Annotated in this window: 17 protein-coding genes; all 17 read left to right on the forward strand. The window is 42.2% G+C overall.

All coding sequences use genetic code 11. The features are described 5' to 3' along the window. Positions 1-37 precede the first annotated feature (37 nt). The 17 genes from pseB to RBB56_RS12310 all read left to right on the forward strand — a co-directional run bounded on the left by pseB (position 38) and on the right by RBB56_RS12310 (position 21,611). The gene (pseB, locus tag RBB56_RS12230; protein ID WP_306719236.1) at positions 38-1,033 is read left to right on the forward strand and encodes a UDP-N-acetylglucosamine 4,6-dehydratase (inverting); all 996 of its coding nucleotides are present in this window, start codon (positions 38-40) and stop codon (positions 1,031-1,033) included. Positions 1,034-1,102: 69 nt separating this feature from the next. Continuing rightward, positions 1,103-2,302, forward strand: a complete 1,200-nt coding sequence (pseC, locus tag RBB56_RS12235) for a UDP-4-amino-4,6-dideoxy-N-acetyl-beta-L-altrosamine transaminase (RefSeq protein ID WP_306719237.1) — start codon at positions 1,103-1,105, stop codon at positions 2,300-2,302. 32 nt (positions 2,303-2,334) lie between these two features. Next, positions 2,335-3,354: a glycosyltransferase family 2 protein gene (locus tag RBB56_RS12240; protein ID WP_306719238.1), complete on the forward strand. Its 1,020-nt coding sequence runs from the start codon at positions 2,335-2,337 to the stop codon at positions 3,352-3,354. Positions 3,355-3,415: 61 nt separating this feature from the next. Beyond that, positions 3,416-4,528, forward strand: coding sequence for a hypothetical protein (locus RBB56_RS12245; RefSeq protein ID WP_306719239.1), 1,113 nt, complete (start codon positions 3,416-3,418; stop codon positions 4,526-4,528). 219 nt (positions 4,529-4,747) lie between these two features. Continuing rightward, a complete protein-coding gene (gene pseG / locus RBB56_RS12250) occupies positions 4,748-5,782 on the forward strand; it encodes a UDP-2,4-diacetamido-2,4,6-trideoxy-beta-L-altropyranose hydrolase (protein WP_306719240.1) in 1,035 nt (344 codons plus the stop codon). Further along, positions 5,782-6,591, forward strand: coding sequence for a pseudaminic acid cytidylyltransferase (gene pseF, locus RBB56_RS12255; RefSeq protein WP_331525699.1), 810 nt, complete (start codon positions 5,782-5,784; stop codon positions 6,589-6,591). Before pseG ends, pseF begins: the two co-directional genes overlap by 1 nt. Beyond that, positions 6,575-7,627 (forward strand): pseudaminic acid synthase, encoded by a 1,053-nt coding sequence (gene pseI / locus RBB56_RS12260; RefSeq protein WP_306719241.1) that lies wholly within the window; start codon positions 6,575-6,577, stop codon positions 7,625-7,627. Before pseF ends, pseI begins: the two co-directional genes overlap by 17 nt. Then, a complete protein-coding gene (locus tag RBB56_RS12265) occupies positions 7,620-8,891 on the forward strand; it encodes an ATP-grasp domain-containing protein (RefSeq protein ID WP_306719242.1) in 1,272 nt (423 codons plus the stop codon). Before pseI ends, RBB56_RS12265 begins: the two co-directional genes overlap by 8 nt. 22 nt (positions 8,892-8,913) lie before the next feature. Further along, positions 8,914-9,987 carry a glycosyltransferase family 52 gene (locus RBB56_RS12270; protein WP_306719243.1) on the forward strand — a complete coding sequence of 358 codons (1,074 nt, stop codon included), beginning with the start codon at positions 8,914-8,916 and terminating at the stop codon, positions 9,985-9,987. 120 nt (positions 9,988-10,107) lie between these two features. Beyond that, complete coding sequence (locus tag RBB56_RS12275; protein WP_306719244.1) at positions 10,108-11,859, forward strand: ABC transporter ATP-binding protein; 1,752 nt, start codon at positions 10,108-10,110, stop codon at positions 11,857-11,859. 28 nt (positions 11,860-11,887) lie between these two features. Further along, complete coding sequence (locus RBB56_RS12280; protein WP_306719245.1) at positions 11,888-12,325, forward strand: GtrA family protein; 438 nt, start codon at positions 11,888-11,890, stop codon at positions 12,323-12,325. Between the two features lie 52 nt (positions 12,326-12,377). Beyond that, positions 12,378-13,511 carry an acyltransferase gene (locus RBB56_RS12285; RefSeq protein ID WP_306719246.1) on the forward strand — a complete coding sequence of 378 codons (1,134 nt, stop codon included), beginning with the start codon at positions 12,378-12,380 and terminating at the stop codon, positions 13,509-13,511. Between the two features lie 4 nt (positions 13,512-13,515). Beyond that, the gene (locus RBB56_RS12290) at positions 13,516-15,252 is read left to right on the forward strand and encodes a hypothetical protein (protein ID WP_306719247.1); all 1,737 of its coding nucleotides are present in this window, start codon (positions 13,516-13,518) and stop codon (positions 15,250-15,252) included. Positions 15,253-15,281: 29 nt separating this feature from the next. Next, complete coding sequence (gene rffA / locus RBB56_RS12295) at positions 15,282-16,412, forward strand: dTDP-4-amino-4,6-dideoxygalactose transaminase (protein ID WP_306722150.1); 1,131 nt, start codon at positions 15,282-15,284, stop codon at positions 16,410-16,412. Next, on the forward strand, positions 16,402-18,270 hold the full coding sequence (locus tag RBB56_RS12300; RefSeq protein ID WP_306719248.1) for a hypothetical protein: 1,869 nt from the start codon (positions 16,402-16,404) through the stop codon (positions 18,268-18,270). Before rffA ends, RBB56_RS12300 begins: the two co-directional genes overlap by 11 nt. 22 nt (positions 18,271-18,292) lie before the next feature. Beyond that, positions 18,293-19,762 (forward strand): UDP-4-amino-4,6-dideoxy-N-acetyl-beta-L-altrosamine N-acetyltransferase, encoded by a 1,470-nt coding sequence (gene pseH / locus RBB56_RS12305; RefSeq protein ID WP_306719249.1) that lies wholly within the window; start codon positions 18,293-18,295, stop codon positions 19,760-19,762. Then, positions 19,755-21,611, forward strand: coding sequence for a DUF6020 family protein (locus RBB56_RS12310; protein ID WP_306719250.1), 1,857 nt, complete (start codon positions 19,755-19,757; stop codon positions 21,609-21,611). Before pseH ends, RBB56_RS12310 begins: the two co-directional genes overlap by 8 nt. Positions 21,612-21,727: the final 116 nt, after the last annotated feature.

Below are 21,727 nucleotides of genomic sequence, written 5' to 3' on the forward strand. Positions count from 1 at the left end.
ACGCCATAGATAACAGGGATATCGGAGGAAAATAGATATGTTAAATAATAAAACAATTTTGATTACCGGCGGGACGGGGTCTTTTGGCAAAAGTTTTACAAGATATGTCCTGACACATTTTGAGCCGAAGAAAATCATTATTTATTCCAGAGATGAGTTTAAGCAGTTTTTGATGGAAAATGAATTTTCAGAGTATAAAGATAAGCTCCGGTTTTTTATCGGTGATGTAAGGGATAAAGAGCGGATGCGCAGAGCTTTTGAGGGAGTAGACTATGTGATCCATGCGGCTGCTTTGAAGCAAGTGCCGGCTTGCGAATATAATCCGAATGAAGCCATTAAGACGAATATTCACGGGGCGCAGAATGTAATCGATGCGGCTCTCGATTCCAATGTGAAGAAAGTGGTTGCCCTCTCTACTGATAAGGCGGTGAATCCGGTAAATCTGTATGGCGGAACGAAGCTTGTATCGGACAAGTTATTTGTGGCAGCTAATGCATATACAGGGACGAAGGATATTAATTTTTCTATTGTAAGATATGGTAATGTGGCAGGAAGCCGCGGCTCTATCATTCCTTTTTTCCATAATATTATAAAAAATGGCGGTACGGAGTTCCCGATTACCGATTATCGTATGACAAGATTCTGGATTAGCTTGACAGAAGGTGTGGAGCTTGTGATGAAGGCTTTGGAAGAAGCGACTGGCGGAGAGACTTTTATCAGTAAGATTCCTTCTTTTAAGATTACAGATTTGGCGCAGGCGATGATGCCGGAGGGCAAGATGCACGAGATAGGAATTCGTCCGGGAGAAAAGCTGCATGAAATTATGGTGACGGTGGAAGATTCCTTTACCACCTATGAATACGATAAGCATTTTATCGTTTATCCTCAGATGGTTTGGAATAACAAGCAACAGCCTAATTTAAGCGGTAAAAAGGTACCGGAAGGATTTTCCTATAGTTCGGATAATAATAGCCAGTGGTTGTCGGTGGAAGAGATAAGAGAGCTTATTAAGACGGTGGAGCTCGAAAAATAGATAATACAACAGTGAGGGTACCGAACTGTTACAATTCGAGCTTGGCTCGGAAAGGGCATGGTTGAGGCGATGAACAAGCCAGCAATTTGCGGCGGAACACCCGTACGCGAGACGAAGATTTATTATGGACATCAGTATATCGATGATGCAGATATTCAGGCAGTGGTGGATGTGTTAAAAAGCGATCATTTGACCTGTGGACCGAAAATCGGTGAATTGGAAGAAAAACTATGTGAGATAACAGGAGCGAAGTATGCAGTTGTATGCAGCAACGGCACCGCGGCCCTTCATATTGCCTGTATGGCAGCGGGTGTAGAGGCTGGTGATGAGGTGATTACAACGCCGATTACATTTGCGGCTTCAGCCAACTGTGCACTTTATATGGGAGCGACTCCGGTATTTGCAGATATAAATGACAGAACCTATAATATTGATCCTGCATCAGTGGTATCTCATGTGACCGAGAAGACAAAAGCAGTAGTAGCCGTAGATTTCACGGGGCAATCGATAGAAGAAGATGAGCTGCTCAGCATATGCCGGGAGAGAAACCTGGTGTTAATTGAGGATGGTGCTCATGTGCTTGGAACGAAATATAAAGGGAAACCTAATGGTTCCATTGCGGATATGACTACCTTGAGTTTCCATCCGGTGAAGACTGTGACCAGCGGGGAAGGCGGGGCAGTTCTTACTAATAGTGAAGAATATTACAAGAAATTACTTTTGTACAGAGCTCATGGAATTACGAGAGATACAGAGCAAATGGAGCATAAACCGGAAGGTCCTTGGTATTATGAACAGATAGAATTGGGATATAACTATCGAATGACGGATATTCAGGCGGCATTGCTGATCAGTCAGTTAAACAAACTCCCGGCATTTTCCAAGCGAAGAAAAGAAATTGTAGCTAAATACGATGAAGCATTTTCTCATTTGCCTCAAATTGTGATTCAGGAAGAAATCCCTGAGTCCGATACAACAAGACATTTATACATCCTTCGCCTTAATCCGAAGGAGCTTTCGATCGATAGAAAAGAGTTCTTTGAAGCGTTACAGGCGGAGAATATCTATTGTAACGTACACTATATCCCTACTTATTTTTTCCCTTATTATGAGAGATTGGGATATCGAAAAGGGATTTGCCCGAAGGCTGAGAAGTTATATGAAGAGATGATCAGTATCCCATTATACTATGGTATGACGGATCGGGATGTGGAAGATGTGATTCATGCAGTGGAAAAAATTGCAACATATTTCGCAACATCCAAATAGAAAATGAAGTAAGAGGAAGCGGCGGTGAGGCTATGAAACTTAGCATTATTGTGCCCGTTTATAATATGACGGCAGATGGAAAATTGAACTATTGTCTCGATTCTCTGGTGAATCAGACAATTGACGATTATGAAATCATAGCGGTAGACGATTGCTCTACTGATGATTCCCTTGCTGTACTAAAAGATTATGAAGCACGGTTTCCCGGGAAATTCTATGCCATACACTCCGAAGTGAATAAGCGCCAAGGTGGTGCGAAGAACATCGGCCTTAAGCTTGCTAAGGGGGAATGGATCGGGTTCATCGATAGTGATGATTGGATTACGCCGGATATGTACGAACGTCTCATAAAAAGGGCGGAGGAAACAGGTGCGGATATGGCTGGCTGTGATTACAGCTTAGTGGAAAAGCATTCCATGGAAGTCGGACAGATTGTACACAACAATAAGGTGCAGCAAAGCGGCGTACTTGACAGAGAGAAGCGCCGCAGTCTTATTTTGGACGGTGGCAGTTTAGTAGTGAAGATTTTCAAACGTTCTATGATTCTGGAGAAGGATCTTTGGTTCCCGGAGCATATTTTTTATGAAGATAATGCACTCGGCAATTCTTATCTTATTTTAGCGAATCATTTTGAATATATACAAGAACCGTTGTATTTTTATTATCAACATGATACCTCCACGGTACATACGATTTCGCCAAAACGCTGTGAGGATCGGATGGAAGCGGGAAGGCTTATGCTGGAAGAGGCTAAGCGTCACGGATATATGGAGGAATTTCACCCGGAACTGGAATACAGCTTTACTTTACTTTTTTACATTAATACCCTGTTTACCTATATGGCGGGAGTCAAGAGAACCAAATATAGATTTGTAAAGGCGATGGGAAAGGAAATGCGGCAAACTTTCCCGGATTTTATGGACAATCCTTATTATAAAGAGCGTACCCATGCGGAAGAGAAGAAATTAATTGAAATGCAGCAGAAATCCACACTCTTTTTCATGTGCTATTATAAACTGCTCTGGGCATACCGAAGGTGGAGAAAATCGTAACTATTCACAGCTTCGCTGTGAACAGTAACAGAAAAGTTCATCAGTAAGGAAAGGTTCTTTTATGGAAATAGGAAGTATTTATGAAATTAACCCGAAGGTTATAGCGGATGACTGTGTTGATAAGGGCGTTGTACGCTTGACAGAAGTGGAAAAATACAATAAGAAGTATATCAGATATACTCAGTCCGGCAGAGAGGCAATTGCATGGGCATTGCGTAGTCTGGAGATAAGTGAGCCGGGAATCAGGAAGGAGTGTCTGATGCCGGCCTACATGTGTGACTCGGTATTTTTCCCCTTTGTACATGCCGGTTGGAAGCTGCATTTTTATCATATCGGAAAGAATTTTCAAGCGTCGGAGGAGGAACTCCGAAGTCTTGTAGAACATATAAGACCGGGTCTGCTTTTTATCCATCCCTATTATGGTGTGGATACATGGAAGCCGATGCGGTCTTTGCTTAAGGAATGGAGAGGATGGGGAATCCATGTTATGGAGGATGTGACCCAGTCTTATTATTTAGAGGGTGCCGGATTGGAGGCTGACTATGTGATAGGAAGTCTTAGAAAGTGGTACCCGATTCCTGATGGGGGATTTGTGGCGTCCGATCTTCCTATTTCTATGGAAGAACTGCCAGCAGGAGGGGAATTCTCCATGGAGAAGTGGAAGATTTTAACGAGCAAATGGGAATATCTCCACGGTAATGGAAGTGAAGCGGAAAGAAAAGCCCGTAAAGAAGAATATTTGAAACATAATAGAGTTATGGAGGAATGGCTGGATGAATGGGAGTCTGTGCACGAAATTTCTGAAATCTCCAAGAAGCTGCTTAGGAGTGAAGATGAAGAACATAGTAAGAAGTGCCGGAATACAAATTATCGCTATTTGTCAGAAGCATTACAGGAGTTCGAATATCTGATAACAATATTTCCCACACCGGAAGAAGGTATCGCCCCTTTATATTTTCCGATCTATGTAAAAGAACGGGAAAAATTACAGGAGTTTTTGCGGAAAAAAGATATTTATGCACCGGTGCTTTGGCCGGTTGGGAAAGAAAATAAAGAGCATCTCTCTGAGGCAGAACGCTATATTTATGAAAATCTGCTCGTATTGCCTATGGATCAGCGATATGGTGAGAATGAGATGAAGCGGATGATAGAGGCAATAAGAGAGTATACGTAGAGAAATCTTTCGATGTTCTAATTAGAGTAAGAATAGTAACTATTCAGTAGGTCTGCGCATTTACTGCGCTGACCGTACGATAACGTCGAATAACAAGTAAAAATCCCATCACCGAAGGTGATTTGAAATGGATTTTTGCAAAGCAATATTTGCAAAGATTGCTTTTGTAACTGGGCAGGTACTGAACAGTTACTAAGAATATATGGAGAGTGGAAGCGGATGATAGGAATTCGGGTAGATGCCAATGAGGTAATTGCTACCGGTCATGTGATGCGTAGTATTACAATTGCAAGACAGTTGATAAAGCGGGGAGAAGAGGTTCGTTTTTTTATAGCGGATGAATTCGCCGCCTCGTTGCTCGACCTGGCAGGAATGGATAAGATATGTTTGCATACGAAGTGGGATAGGCTGGAAGAAGAAATAGAAGTATTATCGGGAGAGTTAGAACGAGCAGGCTGCACGAAACTCCTTGTGGATTCCTATCAAGTAACGGAGCATTATCTTGGTGAACTTAGAAAGATATGCAAAGTTATTTATATCGATGATATGTTTGAAGCCGTTTATCCGGTGGATATGATTATTAATTATAACGCTTACCATGAGCGTTTTCCATATAAAGAGGCTTATGGAATGGATACGAAGCTTCTGCTCGGTACTGCGTATGTACCCCTTAGGGAAGAATTTTTCTTAAGTACCGATAAGGAAAGAGAAGAAACAGAGATGGAAAAACAGCATGTTCTCATTAGCAGCGGCGGCGGAGATGTGTACAATGCCATAAGCGGCATCCTTGCTGAAGCGGTGAATAGGAAAGGGCTTACCGGCCTTGTATTCGATGTAGTGGTAGGAAGTTTCCATAAGAATGTGGATGAATTGGAAGCACTTGCTGAAGAATATCATCAGATTGTATTGCATAAGAACGTAAATCATATGGCAGAACTTATGAGCAGATGCAGTGCGGCAGTGTCGGCAGCAGGAACGGTACTGTTTGAGCTATGTGCTATGCAAGTGCCGACGGTATTCTTTGTTTGTGCGGATAACCAGAAATATGACAGCGAATTCTTTGAAAAAGAAGAAAGAATGCTGTTTGCGGGAGATATTCGCTTCCAGCGCATGCAATGTATCGAAAGGATATGTGCGGGGATAGAGCGTCTGACACATGAGAAAGTTTTAAGAGAAGAAATGAAGATAAAGCTGCACCGGGTGACGGACGGAAACGGCGCATCACTCATTGCAGAGGAACTGATAAGTCTGTAATGGATTTTCACAAAGCAATTTTTGCTTTTGGAACAGTGAAGGCATTGAACTTCTATGATTATACAATAGGTGGATTGGGAGGAAGCGGTATGCAGTTAGAGGCAATAGCAATTATTACGGCAAGAGGCGGAAGTAAGAGGATTCCGGGAAAGAATATAAAAGAGTTCCTTGGAAAACCGATTATTTGTTATTCTATAGAAGCTGCTCTTTCTTCCGGATTGTTCGATGAGGTAATGGTATCCACTGATGATGAGGCGATTGCGGAAATGGCGAAGAAGGCGGGGGCAAGTGTACCCTTTATGCGAAGTGTGGAGAATTCCGACGATTTTGCTACGACGGACGATGTTTTAATGGAGGTATTGGAAGAATATGAGAAAAGAGGAACTACCTTTCATTATATGGCCTGCATTTATCCGACGGCTCCTTTCGTTACGCCGCAGAAATTAAAAAGTGCCCTCCGATTGTTAAAAGAGAATAAGGCTTCCGGTGTTATGCCGGTAGTAAGTTTTTCCTTTCCGCCCCAGAGAGGTATGGCGGTAAGGAAGGGCAGGCTGGAATATTGCTATCCGGAAAATGCGAAGATGCGCTCTCAGGATTTGGAGACTATCTATCATGACTGCGGACAATTTTATTTTTATGACACGGACAAATACCGTGCGTGCCGGGGAGATTTGGAAGAAGGATATGTACCTATCGTAGTTCCGGAAACGGAGGTACAGGATATAGACAATCCATCGGATTTCAGATTGGCAGAAATCAAATATCTTATGATGGAGGAAGGAGAAAAAGGCGATGGAAAAGAAGATTAAAATAGGAAAACGCTGTGTAGGAGAAGGTGAAAGAACTTTTATCGTAGCAGAGGTTTCAGCTAATCATTTACAAGATTATAATAGGGCGGCAGATATTATAAGGGCGGCCAAAGAAGCGGGAGCGGATGCGGTAAAGTTGCAGACTTATACGCCGGATACGATTACCCTTAATTGTGATAATGATTATTTTCAGATTACCCAGGGAACGATTTGGGATGGAACGACTTTGCATAAGTTATATGAGACAGCTTATACGCCGTGGGAATGGCAGCCGGAACTGATGAAGCTCGCTAATGAGCTAGGGATGGAGTGCTTCTCATCTCCTTTCGATGAGACAGCGGTGGACTTTATGGAAGAGATGAATATGCCTGCTTATAAGGTGGCTTCTTTCGAAATTAATGATATACCTCTGATTCGTAAGATCGCTCGTCTGGGTAAGCCGGTGATTTTTGCTACCGGAATTGCTTACTTAGAGGATATCGAGCGGGCAGTAAGGGTGTGTAAAGAGGAGGGGAATGAGCAGGTAATTTTATTAAAATGTACTTCTACCTACCCATCTCCTTATGAGGATATGAATTTAAAAGTAATACCGAATATGGCAGAAGTATTTTCCTGCATTACGGGGTTGTCGGATCACAGCATGGGAACGGCAGTAGCGGTAGGGAGCGTGGCTCTTGGAGCGAAGATGGTAGAGAAGCATCTGACGTTGTCACGGGCCGATGGAGGACCCGATGCGGCATTTTCCATGGAACCTGCGGAATTCAAGCAGATGGTGGATGAAATACGAATTGTGGAAAAAGCCTTGGGCACAGTAACTTATGAGCTGACGGAAAAGCAGAAAAAGAGCAGAGAGGACGGAAGATCCCTATTCGTCGTGAAGGATATGAAGGCAGGGGAGGCATTCTCGAAGGAGAATATTCGTTCCGTGCGTCCCGCTTTCGGAATGCATACGATGTATTTTGAGGAGGTCCTTGGAAAAAAAGCAAAAACGGATATTGCAGGGGGAACCCCCCTCGATTGGAAATATATTGAGTAACAGCAGTAAAGGTGGAGATGGATTCATGGGGAAGAAAATGATGATTCTTGGGGCCAGTGCGCTTCAAGTTCCGGCAATTAAAAAGGCAAAAGAGCTAGGATATGAGGTGATTCTTGTAGACTACGATGAGAATGCCGTTGGCTTCCCACTGGGGGATGTAAAGCTTGTGGTCAGCACGCTGGATCAGGAAGAGGTTTATAGGCAGGCTCTTATTTACCAGCCTGACGTGGTGATTACGTCCACCAGCGACGGGCCGGTGCGTACCGCGGCTTATGTGAATGAGAAACTCGGGAAAAAGCCTGATCTCGCCTATGAAGATGCGCTTTGTGCTACCATAAAAAGTCATATGCGGGACAGGCTGAGAGAGAAAGAAGTGCCGATACCTGAGTACTATACCGTGAATGAATTCCAAGAGTTAAAAGAAGCGGTAGATAAGCTGAATGGATATTGTATCGTAAAACCTGCCGATAATGCAGGGAGTCGTGGGGTAGTGCTGGTCGATATGGGCCGGAAGGGTGAAGGGAAGTCGGAATCCCAAATAAAAAATGATGATGATAAATTGAGAGAGATTTACGAATATAGTAAGAGCAATTCCAGAAACGGTATTCTTATGGTGGAAGAATTCATGACGGGAGCCGAAGTAAGCGTGGAATCCATGACGGTGAATGGTGAGACTACGATTATCACGATTACGGATAAGAAGATAACGCCTCCGCCTTACTTCGTGGAGATTGGACATTCTCAGCCAAGCAGTTTATCTGAGGAGATACAGGCCGCGATTCATAAAGTCGCTCTTCATGCCATCCAAGCAATTCGTTTGGAAAATGGCCCATCTCACACGGAAATCAAGGTGACGGATAACGGCCCTAAAGTTGTAGAAATTGCCGCCAGGCTAGGCGGAGACTTTATTACTTCGAAGCTGGTTCCCCTGTCCACCGGGGTGGATATGGTGGGCAGTTCCGTACTATTAGCATCAGGAGAAGAGATAGATTTATCGGTAAAATACAAGAAAGGCTCTGCAATCCGTTTTCTGCAGGGAACGCCTGGACGAATTAAGAAAATAAGGATAGACCGGGAACTCCACTCCTTGGAAGGTCTTGAAGAATTCGTTCTATATAAAAAGGAAAATGATATGGTAGGCGGTATGGAATCCAGCAACGATAGATTGGGACATGTAATTGCAAGCGGAGCAGATGCAGAAGAAGCGATTCGGATTGCGGAAAAAGCGCTTTCGATGATTCATGTGGAGATAGAAGAGCAATAGAGAAAGGAACATAGCTGCTATAATGAAAGAAAGAATCTATGTCTGTCATACTTATTATCATGTATATGTTGCCTGTTTAAAGGAACTTAACCTCCCGAAGGAGAGGCGTGGAGAGGCGGATATTGTCTTGAGTACGATGTCCAATGATTTCGGAGATTTAAAGAGGAGGGCGGAGAGGTCCGGTCTCTTTCGCTTCGTTTTTATGTTTGAGGAAAAAGAAGATGTTTACTTCCCGGAGTTAATGAAGTACCACATAAATAAGGGGAATCTGCTTCTTAATATGATTTCCAGAATAAAATATACAAAACTTTTGGGAAAGTTGCAGCAACCTTATGTTCCGGTGGATTTTAAATTATATAAGGATATCTATGTATTTTGTGATTCGGACCCAATCGGATATTATCTCAGTTATCGCAAGATAAAGTATCATGCCTTAGAGGATGGATTGGATTGTATCAGTACTTACGACACGGCCCGCTATGATAATAGGGGACATTTCAAACTAAAAGCTTTTCTGGCATCGCTTAATCTTATCTTTATACAAAATGGATGGGCAAAATATTGTATCGATATGGAAGTGAATGACATTTCCATTCTGCCCTATCCCTGCCCTAAATATATCGAGAAATCGCGGGCGGAGCTCGTTGCGGCTCTGGATGAAGAGGGGAAAGATATTTTAATACATCTCTTTATTGCGGATATGGATGAGATACAGCGGAAACTGAGAGAGGGCGGTCAAAATAAGGTACTCATTTTGACGGAGCCTCTATGTGACCTTGAGGTACGAAAGAAATTATTCTGCGATGTAATAGAACAGTATGGCAAGACTTGCGGGGATAATCCGGTTATTCTGATTAAACCCCATCCGAGAGATGTGCTCGATTATGAAAAGCTATTTTCGCAGTATATTGTATTGGATGGAAAATTTCCGATGGAAGTGCTTAATTTTATTCCTGACCTTAAGTTCAAGCGTGTGGTATCCGTATTTACGGTACCTTCTTCCATTCAGTTCGCAGAAGAAATCGTATATCTGGGCGAAGATTTTATGGATCACTATGAGCCGCCAGAGATGCATAGGCAGAATGAGATGATATAGTAGTATGGATCATTTGCAATCTGATTAGTAAATATGTTAAAATGTAAAGATATTTCTAACTGCCCAACGGGTAAAAAGATGAAATATTAATGTAAGAAATAGATAGAGGTAAGTAGCCGAATGGGAAAAATACTTGTAAAATTAAATGTATTGCTGGATAAAAAGCAGAAGCAGAAAATGGTCGGTATCGTATGTATCATGTTAATCGGAGCGGTACTGGAGACTTTGGGCATTGGTATGATTTATCCTGTGGCTATGGTCATTACAGATCCTGATGCTATCGAGAAGAATGAGATTTTATCCAGGGTATACGATATGTTTCATATGCAAAGTACAACTCAGTTTACGATCGTGGTAATGGGAGCACTGATTGTGATATTTGCAGTGAAGAATTTTTATCTTTTCTTTCAGAATAAAGTACAGCTTCAGTTCGTATACAGCAATCAATTTGCGACATCCAGAAGAATGATGATTAACTTTATGAAGCGTCCTTATGAATATTATCTGAATGCGGATACTTCGGTGATTCAAAGAAGTATCACTTCCGATGTCAATAATATGTATGGATTGATTCTGAGTCTGCTACAGTTGTTCAGCGAGCTTATCGTATTCGCCTGTCTGACAGTTGTTTGCCTGACCTCGGATGTGATGATGACTGTAACCGTTTCCGCTCTCTTAGTTTCGGTGCTTCTTATAATCAAGGGAGTTTTGAAGCCGATTATGCGTAAAGCCGGCGAAGAGAATCAAGATTATTACAGTGGTCTGTATAAGTGGATCGAGCAGTCGGTAATGGGTATTAAGGAAATTAAAGTGGCCAACAAGGAGCACTATTTTATCAATGAATATTCTGCCTGCGGAGCCGGATATGTGAATGCGGTACAGCGTTATAATATTTTCAATGCAACGCCCAGACTTTTAATAGAGACAGTGGCAATTGCAGGAATGGTTCTTTACATGATGATTAAAATTGCCGGAGGAACGTCAGTAACTTCTATTATGCCTCAGCTTATGACTCTTGCGATGGCAGCTGCGAGACTGATTCCCAGTGCGAACCGTATCAATAATTATCTCACCTCTATTTCGTATTTTGAACCATTTTTTATGGGGGTGACAGATAACCTTCAGGAGGATATACGGGATGACAGCATTAATTATAGCGAGGAAGTCTATAAGAAGAAAAATGATGTAGAGAAGCTTCCTGTAAAGGAAGAAATTCTTCTGAAGGACATTACTTATAAATATCCGAATACGGAAGTCTATATTTTCGATAATGCTACGATGCAGATTCCGGTGGGAACCTCGGTAGGGGTTGTAGGCACCTCGGGAGCCGGGAAAACAACAGTGGTAGATATTTTGCTGGGACTCCTGCGCTTGCAGTCGGGAGAGATTCTGGCAGATGGGGTAGAAGTAAGGGAGAACTATGAATCCTGGCTGAAGAATATCGGTTATATTCCTCAAACTATTTTTATGATCGATTCCACTATCCGCAAAAATGTAGCTTTTGGTTATGCGGATGAGGAAATTGATGATGAAAAGGTATGGCAGGCATTGAAGGAAGCGCAGCTCGATGAATTCGTAAGGGGACTTCCGGGAGGACTCGATACAGGTATTGGAGAGCGGGGAATTCGTCTTTCCGGGGGGCAGAGGCAGCGTATCGGCATTGCACGTGCTTTGTTCGAGGATCCGGAGGTATTAGTTCTGGATGAGGCGACTTCGGCTTTGGATAATGATACCGAGGCGGCTATTATGGATTCCATTAACCGTCTGCACGGAAAGAAGACATTGATTATTATTGCCCATAGACTACAGACGATTGAAAAGTGTGATATCGTTTACCGCGTGGAAAATGGACAGGCGAATAGAGAACGATAGTTGTAGGAAAGGCAAAAGGGAAAAACCAATGATAGAATTTATAAAAGAAATGTACAAGAAATACGAAGAGGTCATTAATTACTTGTTTTTCGGTTTCCTTGCATTTCTTGTGAATATGATTGCTTATGCAGCAGCGGCGAAGGTTCTGGGAGCTGATAATGATAATGTCATTCTCGTATTAGTCTCTACAGCGTTTGCTTGGGTAGTAGCAGTCTTATTTGCTTATTGGACGAACCGTACTTTCGTATTTAAGAGTGAGATTACCAATAAGTCAGGGGTGAAAAAGGAGTTTTTCTCCTTTATCAGTGCCAGAATCGTAACAGGATTGATGGAACTTGTTATTATGTATATTATGGTTGATTTTGCAAATGTGGATGATTTTATTTCTAAATTTATATGTAATGTCATTGTAATTGTTTCTAATTATATTTTCAGTAAGCTTTGGGTATTTAAGAAACAAAAGTAATATAACTGTGAGAGTACTGAACAGTTAAAAAAGGAGCTTAGGGGAGGCTGATATGGCGAAGGCAAAGCGTCAGGCGAACTATGAATTATTAAGAATACTTGCAATGTTTATGGTAGTGACCTTGCATTATCTGAATCATACCGGAGCACTTTTAGTGCTGGGAGAAGATGCGGATACAAGAAGGCTGCTCGGTACTCTTTTGGAATCGTTTTGTATTGTAGCGGTGAATGTGTATGTGCTGATCAGCGGTTATTTTCTTGTAGAGGCCGACTGGAAGATAAAACGTATCATTAACCTTATTTGCCAAGTATTATTTTATGCGATATTGATTCCTCTTGTCTTCGTATTAACGGGGCTTCCGGGTAAGGAAGTTATCTTAGAAGGTGGTATTTATCGATGGATTCAATATTTGTTCCCGATAGGCACGGAACATTATTGGTTCGTTACTTCGTATGTTCTGCTGTACTTATTCGCACCGCTTTTAAATGCGGCGGTGAAAGGACTAAGCCGGAAGCAGTTGCAGGTCGTGATCTGTGGCCTTCTTCTTTTCTTTTGTATCGGAAAAAGCTTTTCTCCGGTGCAGCTTGTAACGGATCGGTTCGGCTATGATTTCGGTTGGTTCCTATGCATGTATCTGGTGGCAGCTTACCTTAGACTGCATGGGGAGAGATTGCTTTCCGGCAAAAGATGGGCATGGCTTATTTATATTGGAAGTACATTCGTTGTTTTCGCTTTTGTAGCAGGAATTTATTATATAAATAAGGTGACCGGGGGACTGGTTTATTATTTCACCGTACCTTTTCACTATAATTTTATTTTGGTCTTAACGGCATCCATTGCATTATTTGTGGCCTTCTCTTCCGTGAAGGTGCCCGAGAAAGCAGCGAGGATCGTCTATACAATTTCCCCGTACACTTTCGGTGTATATCTCTTTCATGAGCATATCGATATACGGATGGAATGGACCGGATGGATGGAAAAGCTGTTTGGCCCTGCCAAAGGATACGGAATTGCAGGATTTTTGCTTCATCTGTTAGGATCCGTTCTGATTATATATGGTATTGGCATTTTGATAGATTGGATACGCAGCCGTATTTTCTCTTGTGTTAAGAGGCGGATTACGAGAATGAAACTTATGCAGTGGCTCAGCGGGCTCGATAAGGTATTTACCGGGCAGAGAGGGTAATATCATGAGGAAAGCGCTTACTGTTTGGCAAAGGCAAGGAAATAAATATAAAAGGGTAACGGAGAGGATAGTGTTTCCTCTTGTGCTGTTTTTATACCCTTTGCTGCTTATCAATCAAGGAATCGATATTACGGACACGACCTATTCCCTCGGTTACTATCGTTTTATGGACCGAATGGACGTTACTTGGGTATTGGCTACTTACTTAGCGAATATGAAAGGTTCCTTCTTGATGAAGCTGCCGCTTGGAGATACTCTTCTTGGCATGAACTTCTATACGGGAATTATTTTAAGTCTGCTGGCTCTTATTTGTTATTATGCTGCCAAGCGGTGGATGAATGGCTGGATTGCTTTTATCGGAGAGATGATTGCCCTCAGCCTTTGTTGGTGTCCCACTACTATTTTATATAATTATTTGACGTATTTTTTCTTTGCGGCAGGAAGTATCTTGTTGTATGAGGCACTTATAAAAGAAAAAGCAGGGTATTATCTGTTAGCCGGCCTTTTTCTTGGACTCAATGTAATGGTACGATTCCCGAATCTTGTAGAAGCCAGTCTCATTGTTGCCCTGTGGTATGCGGGATGGCTGAAAAAGGAAAAACCGGTGGATACTTTAAAGAAGACAGGGCTTTGCTTTGCCGGATATTTTACCGGTATTGCCGGTGTTCTTCTAATTATTGCAAGAAATTATGGGATTAGTTCCTTTATAGAAATGATAAACGGGCTCTTCGGTATGACCGAGGAAGCTTCGGATTATACACTGACAGGAATGCTTTCCGATATTGCAGGAGCTTATCTCGTTTCTTTTCGGTGGATTGCTTATATGATCCCTTGTATCTTCGCAGGGATGATTATGTTCTATATTAGAAAGGGACAATATGAACGGCTGAAGAAGATATTATATTGTATTGGCATTGTAATATTGTTTCGGTTTTATTTGGGGCAAGGAATGTTCTCTCTTCGTTATTATAATGAGGGAAGTGTCTTTCAGTGGATGATGCTCTTCCTTATTTTGTCTATTATCTGCTGTATGGTAGAAATCAGCGGTTATCTGTCCGGTGATGGGGATATTCAGGGGCGGATACTTGCGATGATAGTATTGATCATTATCCTTGTAACGCCAATTGGAAGCAATAACTATACTTATCAGAATATGAATAACTTATTTCTAATTGCCCCTTACACGTTGTGGATGTGTTATCGTATATGGCGTAGGACGAGATGGCAAAGCATTCATTTTCCGTGGCAATCATTTGTAGCGGCCATTATTCTTATGCTGGCCATACAGGGCATTGGCTTCGGCAATCGCTACGTGTTCCGGGATGGGATATATGGTGAGAAGAGGAATGCACAGGTGACGAACAGCTCCATCTTAAGAGGAATGTATACGACAGAAGAAAATGCGGAAAGTTTGACAGAGCTAATTGCTTTTTGGGAAGAGGAAAGATTAGGAGAGGAACCGGTTATATTCTGGGGAGATGCGCCGGGCTTAAGCTATATACTGGATGTACCCTCTGCGATCTTCACCACTTGGCCGGAAATACCGAGCAACACCTACTCCGCCCTTTCACAGGCACTAGAGGAGCTTAATACCTTACCTCCGGTGATTCTTCATAATGAAAGAGGAAAAGAAATTGTGGCCGGAGAAAAGACGGATTTGATTCTTGATTTTCTATCGGTACATCACTATTTACGTGTATTCGAAAACGAGAACTATCAAATATATAAAGCCGTAGAGTAGTAGGCGGTAAGAAAGGCATGGTTGTTAATATGATTAATTTCAATGTACCTCCATTTACAGGAAAAGAAATGGAATATATGCGTCAAGCGGTAGAAAATCAGAAGATATGCGGTGACGGTGAATTCACACATAAGTGTAACGAGTGGATTGAGGAAAAGACGAAGACAAAGAAGTGCCTTTTGACGACTTCATGTACGCATGCGTTGGAGTTATCGGCGCTTCTTGCGGAAATTAAGGAAGGCGATGAAGTGATTATGCCTTCGTTTACCTTCGTATCAACTGCAGATGCTTTCGTGCTTCGTGGGGCGAAGGTAGTATTTGTGGATATTCGGCCTGATACGATGAATATCGATGAGAATCTGATAGAGGAAGCGATTACAGGTAAGACAAGAGCTATTGCAGTGGTACATTATGCTGGCGTCTCCTGTGAGATGGACAAGATTATGGAGATTGCGGGAAAGTATAACTTAATCGTGGTTGAAGATGCGGCGCAAGGAATTATGTCTTCTTATAAAGGGCAGGCACTCGGTACCATCGGAGATTTCGGCTGCTTCAGCTTCCATGAAACGAAGAATTATAGTATGGGAGAAGGCGGTGCTATTCTAATCAAAGATGAGAAATATATTGAAGATGCTGAGATTCTCAGGGAGAAGGGGACTGACAGAAGCAAGTATTTCAGGGGACAGGTGGATAAGTACCGCTGGATGAATTATGGTTCCTCTTATCTTCCAAGCGATATGAATGCGGCATACCTATATGCTCAGCTTGAATTGGCAGAAGAGATCAACGATATCCGTCTTGCCAGATGGCAGCAGTATTATAATAACCTTCAGGAGCTTGAAGAAGCTGGGAAAATTGAACTTCCGGTCATACCGGAGAATTGTATTCAAAATGGACATATGTTCTATCTGAAAACGAAGGATATGGTAGAGAGGACAGCTCTCATCAGCTTTTTAAAAGAGAACGGGATTCTCGCAGTATTTCATTATGTGCCGCTCCATTCGGCACCTGCAGGGTTGAAATTTGGCCGTTTTCATGGTGAGGATAACTATACGACAAAAGAAAGTGAACGCCTGTTACGGCTTCCGATGTTCTACAAGTTGACGGAGCAGGAAGTCGAATATATTACCGGTAAGGTAAAGGAATTCTATGGTGCTTAGAAACTTCTATCAAAAGTATGAAAATAGAATAATTGCAGTAGGCCTTCTAATTATTCTCGGTGCATTCATCGCATGGAGGTATGATTACTACTTTGATTTGAATGACGATGTAGTGATGAAGGATATTCTTTCGGGCGTTTACACAGGGGAGCCGGAGAGCCGTAACATTCAGATGATGTATCCGATGAGCTTTGTAATCAGTTTGGCTTATCGGATATTTCCTCAAGCTCCGGTATACGGTATTTTCTTATGTATTTGTCAGTTTGGCTGTTTATTTCTTCTTGTAAACCGGAGTCTTTGTTATCTGGATAGAGGTGTGGATCATCATACAGTATCCAATAGAAACTTAAACGGAAAAGAAAAGGGTACGGTCTTCAAAATAGTTCTGGCCGGGATAGAGGGACTTACCTTAATGGTGTTGTATCTTCCTCACTTTGTCATAATACAATATACGATTACTTCCGCTTTTCTCGCAGGAACGGCTGCTTTTTTATTTATTACATCCGGGAAAGAGGCATTACCGGGCACTTTCTTAAAGAATAATTTGTGGAGTATTGTGTTGGTCATTCTGTCCTTTGCTATGCGTTCGGAAATGCTGCTTCTCGCTCTTCCGCTCATCTGCGTAGCAGGAGTATATCGATGGGCGGAGGAAACCGATATTTTTTCTTCGGAGAATATGAGGAAGTATTTGTCTGTTATAGGAAGTATTCTTTTAAGTATTGTGGTTGTAGTTCTTATCAATAAGGTAGGATACGGAAGTAAAGAATGGAAAAGCTTTATGGAGTATTTCGATAACCGGACGGAGCTTTATGACTATCAGGGACTTCCCCCTTTTGAAGGGAATGAGGAATTATATGAGCGGCTTGGAGTTACTGAAAGTGAGCAAAATATGCTATTCGAGCAGTATAACTTCGGTATGGATGATGCTCTGGATGCCGGAATACTGAAAGAGATGGCAGAGCATCAGGCTGATAGAAAGAAACAGCAGACAACCTCGCTTCAGAAGCTGGCGGGAAAATTCGGCGAATACCGTTACCGAACATTTCATAAGGAGCCGGCAGGCTCACACACGCCGGATGACTATCCGTGGAATGCAATGGTAATTCTCGGTTATTTTTCAGTGCTGGCAGCAGGATTGTGGGGAGGAAGAAAAAGTATCGGATGGAAGCTACTTTTTCTCGGAGCGGTAAGAAGTGTTCTCTGGATGTATATTCTCATGGGAGGACGAGCACCGGAACGGATTACCCATTCCCTTTACTTATTAGAATTATGTATCCTATGGGGGATGCTTCATGTAGAGAGCAGGGGATTGGAAGGAAGAAGAATCGGGAAGGTGAAAGCAGCATTTCTCTTCCCCGCCGTTATTTTGGCAGCATCGATTCTCTCTGCCAAGGAATCGGTCCGAGCTGTGGACACAGAATATATGGCGAGAGAAGAAGCCAACCGAACAGACAGTCAGATGAGGGCATACAGCCGTAATCATGAAGAAAATTTTTATTTTATCGATGTATATTCCTTCGTATCAGATCCGAACACCTCCACATTCTATTCGGAAAAGTTGTTTTCTAATACGGATAACAGCATTGGAAATTATGATATTATGGGCGGCTGGGTAACGAAAAGTCCGCTTTATGAAAAGAAATTAAAAGCATTCGGTATGAATTCTATGCAGGAAGCGCTTGTTTATGATGAGGGTGTATATTGGATGGTAGAGCTCGCGAAGGGAACAGAATTTCTGGAAGCCTATTATAAGGATCAAGGCATAGAGATAGAAGCGACCCTCATCGATATGATCAATGGAATCGTAGGGGTATATAAAATCGAAGGATATATGACTGAGACGATGGCGGATTTATAGAATAAAAGGAGCATAGAGAATTATGCAAGTGAGGACAATAATCGGACAACATACATTATTAAGACCGATGACTTATGAAGATACAGAACTAATCATAAAGTGGAGGAATAACGAACAGGTCAGGAAGAACTTTATTTATAGGGAAACCTTCACGCCTGAAGGGCATGAGCGTTGGATTAAGTCCATGATAGAGACGGGAAAAGCGGTACAATTCATTCTTTGCATAAAAAACAGCATGCGTCCTATTGGAAGTGTATATTTCCGAGATATCGATAAGGATAAGAAAGAAGCTGAATATGGTATCTTTATTGGCGAGGATGATGCTTCCGGTAAAGGCTATGGAACAGAGGCGGCCCATTTGGCGGTGGAATATGCTTTTGGTGAGCTCGGGCTTAAGCGGCTGGTGCTTCGTGTATTTGCCGATAATAAAGCTGCAGTTGCAAGCTACAGTAAAGCAGGTTTTGTACAAGAGAGTGTACTAAAAGATGTGGAGTGCTCGGACGGGGAGAAGAAGGATATGTATTTCATGTCGATGGAAGGTGCAAGTATCCAATTAGTTAGTTTTGTAATACCTTGTTACCGCTCGGAACAGACAATTTCCAAGGTGGTTGATGAAATTACAATGACAATAGACGAATTAAATGAGGAAATAAGGCGGTACGATTATGAAATTATTCTCGTAGATGATTATTCGCCGGATGAAACCTATGAAGTGATTAAAGGTCTATGTGAAAAAAATAAAAAAATAAAGGGCATGAACTTAGCCAGAAACTTCGGACAGCATGCAGCGCTTATGGCAGGATTCCATCATGTAAAGGGAGACATTGTTATCTGCCTGGATGATGACGGACAGACGCCCGCCAATGAAATGGGCAAGCTGCTCGAGGAGATAAATAAAGGCTCTGATGTGGTATATGCCAGATATAATCACAAGAGACATTCTTTGTTTCGTAATTTCGGAAGCCGGGTCAATGAAGAAATGGCGAGGATAATGCTCGGCAAACCGAGAGATATATATGTTTCCAGCTATTTTGCGGCCAAAAGATTTATCGTAGAAGAAATGAAGCGTTATACCCATTCTTACCCTTATGTGATAGGGCTGGTGTTGCGAACCACGAAGCGCATCAGTAATGTAACGGTACATCATAGGGAGCGGGAGATCGGTACTTCCGGTTATACCCTTAGAAAGTTATTCGGATTGTGGTTTAATGGGTTCACAGCTTTTAGTGTAAAACCCCTTAGAATTGCTACGGGAATAGGATGTGTGTTGGCTTCCATGGGATTTCTGTATGGCATTTATACAGTGGTTAAGAAATTTGTGAATCCGGATGTTCCGATGGGATTCAGTTCGATGATGTCAGCGGTAGTATTTCTCGGAGGAATGATTATGCTTATGCTCGGACTCATAGGCGAATATATAGGAAGAATGTATATCTCCATGAATAATTCACCTCAGTTCGTAGTGCGGGAAATGGTAAATGAAGATGAATAATCAAGAAGGAGTGCAAGCTACGAAGGCTAAAATAATATGTGCCGCATTGGCGCTGCTTGGAGTGTGGTGCCTGCCTTCTATGCTGAATCTTAAGGGAAATGGGCTCGCTGTTAGCAATAGTTATTTTAGCGTTTTGCTGTGGATGGGATGTTCCTATTTACTTTTTCGAACGTTTCCCTATAAAGAAGTGGGAGAAATAAAGGAGAATAGAGTTAAAGTATGGGTAACAGCATCCTTTTTAGCATTTTTACTTTCTATTTGCCTTGCCTTCGGCGCACAGCTCGATGCGGTGGAAAACGTAAACTTTAAGAGCGCCTTTATGTGGATATCTATAATTGTCTGGACGGTTATCGGATCAATTTGGATATCGGCCGCTTGGGCATGGCTAGGCAGCCGTGCCGAAAGAAGAAAGGATGCTTATAAAAAGGGTGAAGAATCTTTAGGGCAAAAGAAACTATGGCATAGATGGTATGCCAAATGGAAGGGGTTATCCTCCCGGCAACGGGCTGTGCTTATGATGCTTTTCTTTTTTCTTTGTTGGATACCGGTATTTTTGGCGGTATATCCGGGGTTTTTCGTATATGATGCCCAGGATGAGCTCATACAGGTACAGACAAGGAATTTCTCGACACACCACCCGCTTTTCCACGTATTGTTACTGGGAGGAACGGTTCTGGCAGGGCATAAAATGACAGGTTCCTATAATGTAGGGATTGCAGCCTATACTTTGTTCCAGATGTTCTTAATGTCGGGCGTATTTACTTATACTATTTTTTATATGGAAAAACGCGGTGTTCAGCTCCTGCTCCGAGTGGCATCTATTCTTTATTTTGCTTTCTTTCCTGTAATTGTTATGTTCACACTTTGTTCGGCTAAGGATGGAATTTTTACGGCGGCGATGCTCTTATTGCTTCTTTTTATGGCAGATATGGTAAGAGAAAAGGAGCAGTTTTTTTCTTCCCGGAAAAGCATGCTGGCTTTTGGAGTAAGTGCTTTTGTGATGATGTCCTTTCGTCATAACGGCATGTATGCTTTTCTCGTAATGGTGCCGATCCTTTTGTTTTACATGAAAGGATACCGGAAGAAGCTCATTTATCTGTTGGGAAGTATCTTTGTCGTTTACTTTCTTTCCGCTGCGGCACTTACCGGTCTTTTATCGGCGAAGTCTTCCGGTAACCAAGAAATGCTTACCGTACCGATTCAACAGTTGGCTAGAGTATATACCTATGATAAAGAAAGTTTTGAGGAAGAAGAACTTGCAGTATTATACGAAGTTTTGCCTGAGGAAGCGTTAAGATTTTATACGGCCAAGGTATCGGATGGGGTGAAGAGATGGTTTGATAACGAAGCATATGATGCGAATCCGGGAAGATACAGGATGCTTTGGGCAAAGATAGGAATAAGACATCCTTTTACCTACTTGAATGCGTGGCTGATGACCTCTTATGGTTTCTGGTATCCGGATACGGTAATCGATGTCTACCGGGGCAATGAAGTATTTACCTTTATTTATGAAGACAGTTCTTTTTTCGGTTATGAGGTGGAACAGCCCGGAGTAAGGGAAAGTAAGCTGCCGGTATTGAGTGAATGGTATCGCAAGCTATCTTTAGAGGTGACGCAGCAGAAGGTGCCGGTGGTATCCATGTTATTTTCACCAGGTTTTCTTTTCTGGGTATTTCTCTTTGCTTTTGGTTATGTGTATGTTAGAAAAAGGTATGATTTACTCCTTCCTTTTCTTATGGTTCTGCTCTTGTGGCTGACGGTAATTCTGGGACCCACGTATCTGCCGCGTTATGTGTTGATTCTTTGGTTCGCGCTTCCGGCAACCGTCGCAGTTCTTGTAAACTAAGGGCAACTATGCTATACTTACCCATGATAAAAATCGGGGGAAGGGGATTGTTTACCCTTTTGCAAGTTCTTCAGGTGCCAAAATGCTGTGCCAAAAGGCTTTATCTTGGTATTTTC

Source organism: Kineothrix sp. MB12-C1 (assembly GCF_030863805.1).
Taxonomy (GTDB): Bacteria; Bacillota; Clostridia; order Lachnospirales; family Lachnospiraceae; genus Kineothrix.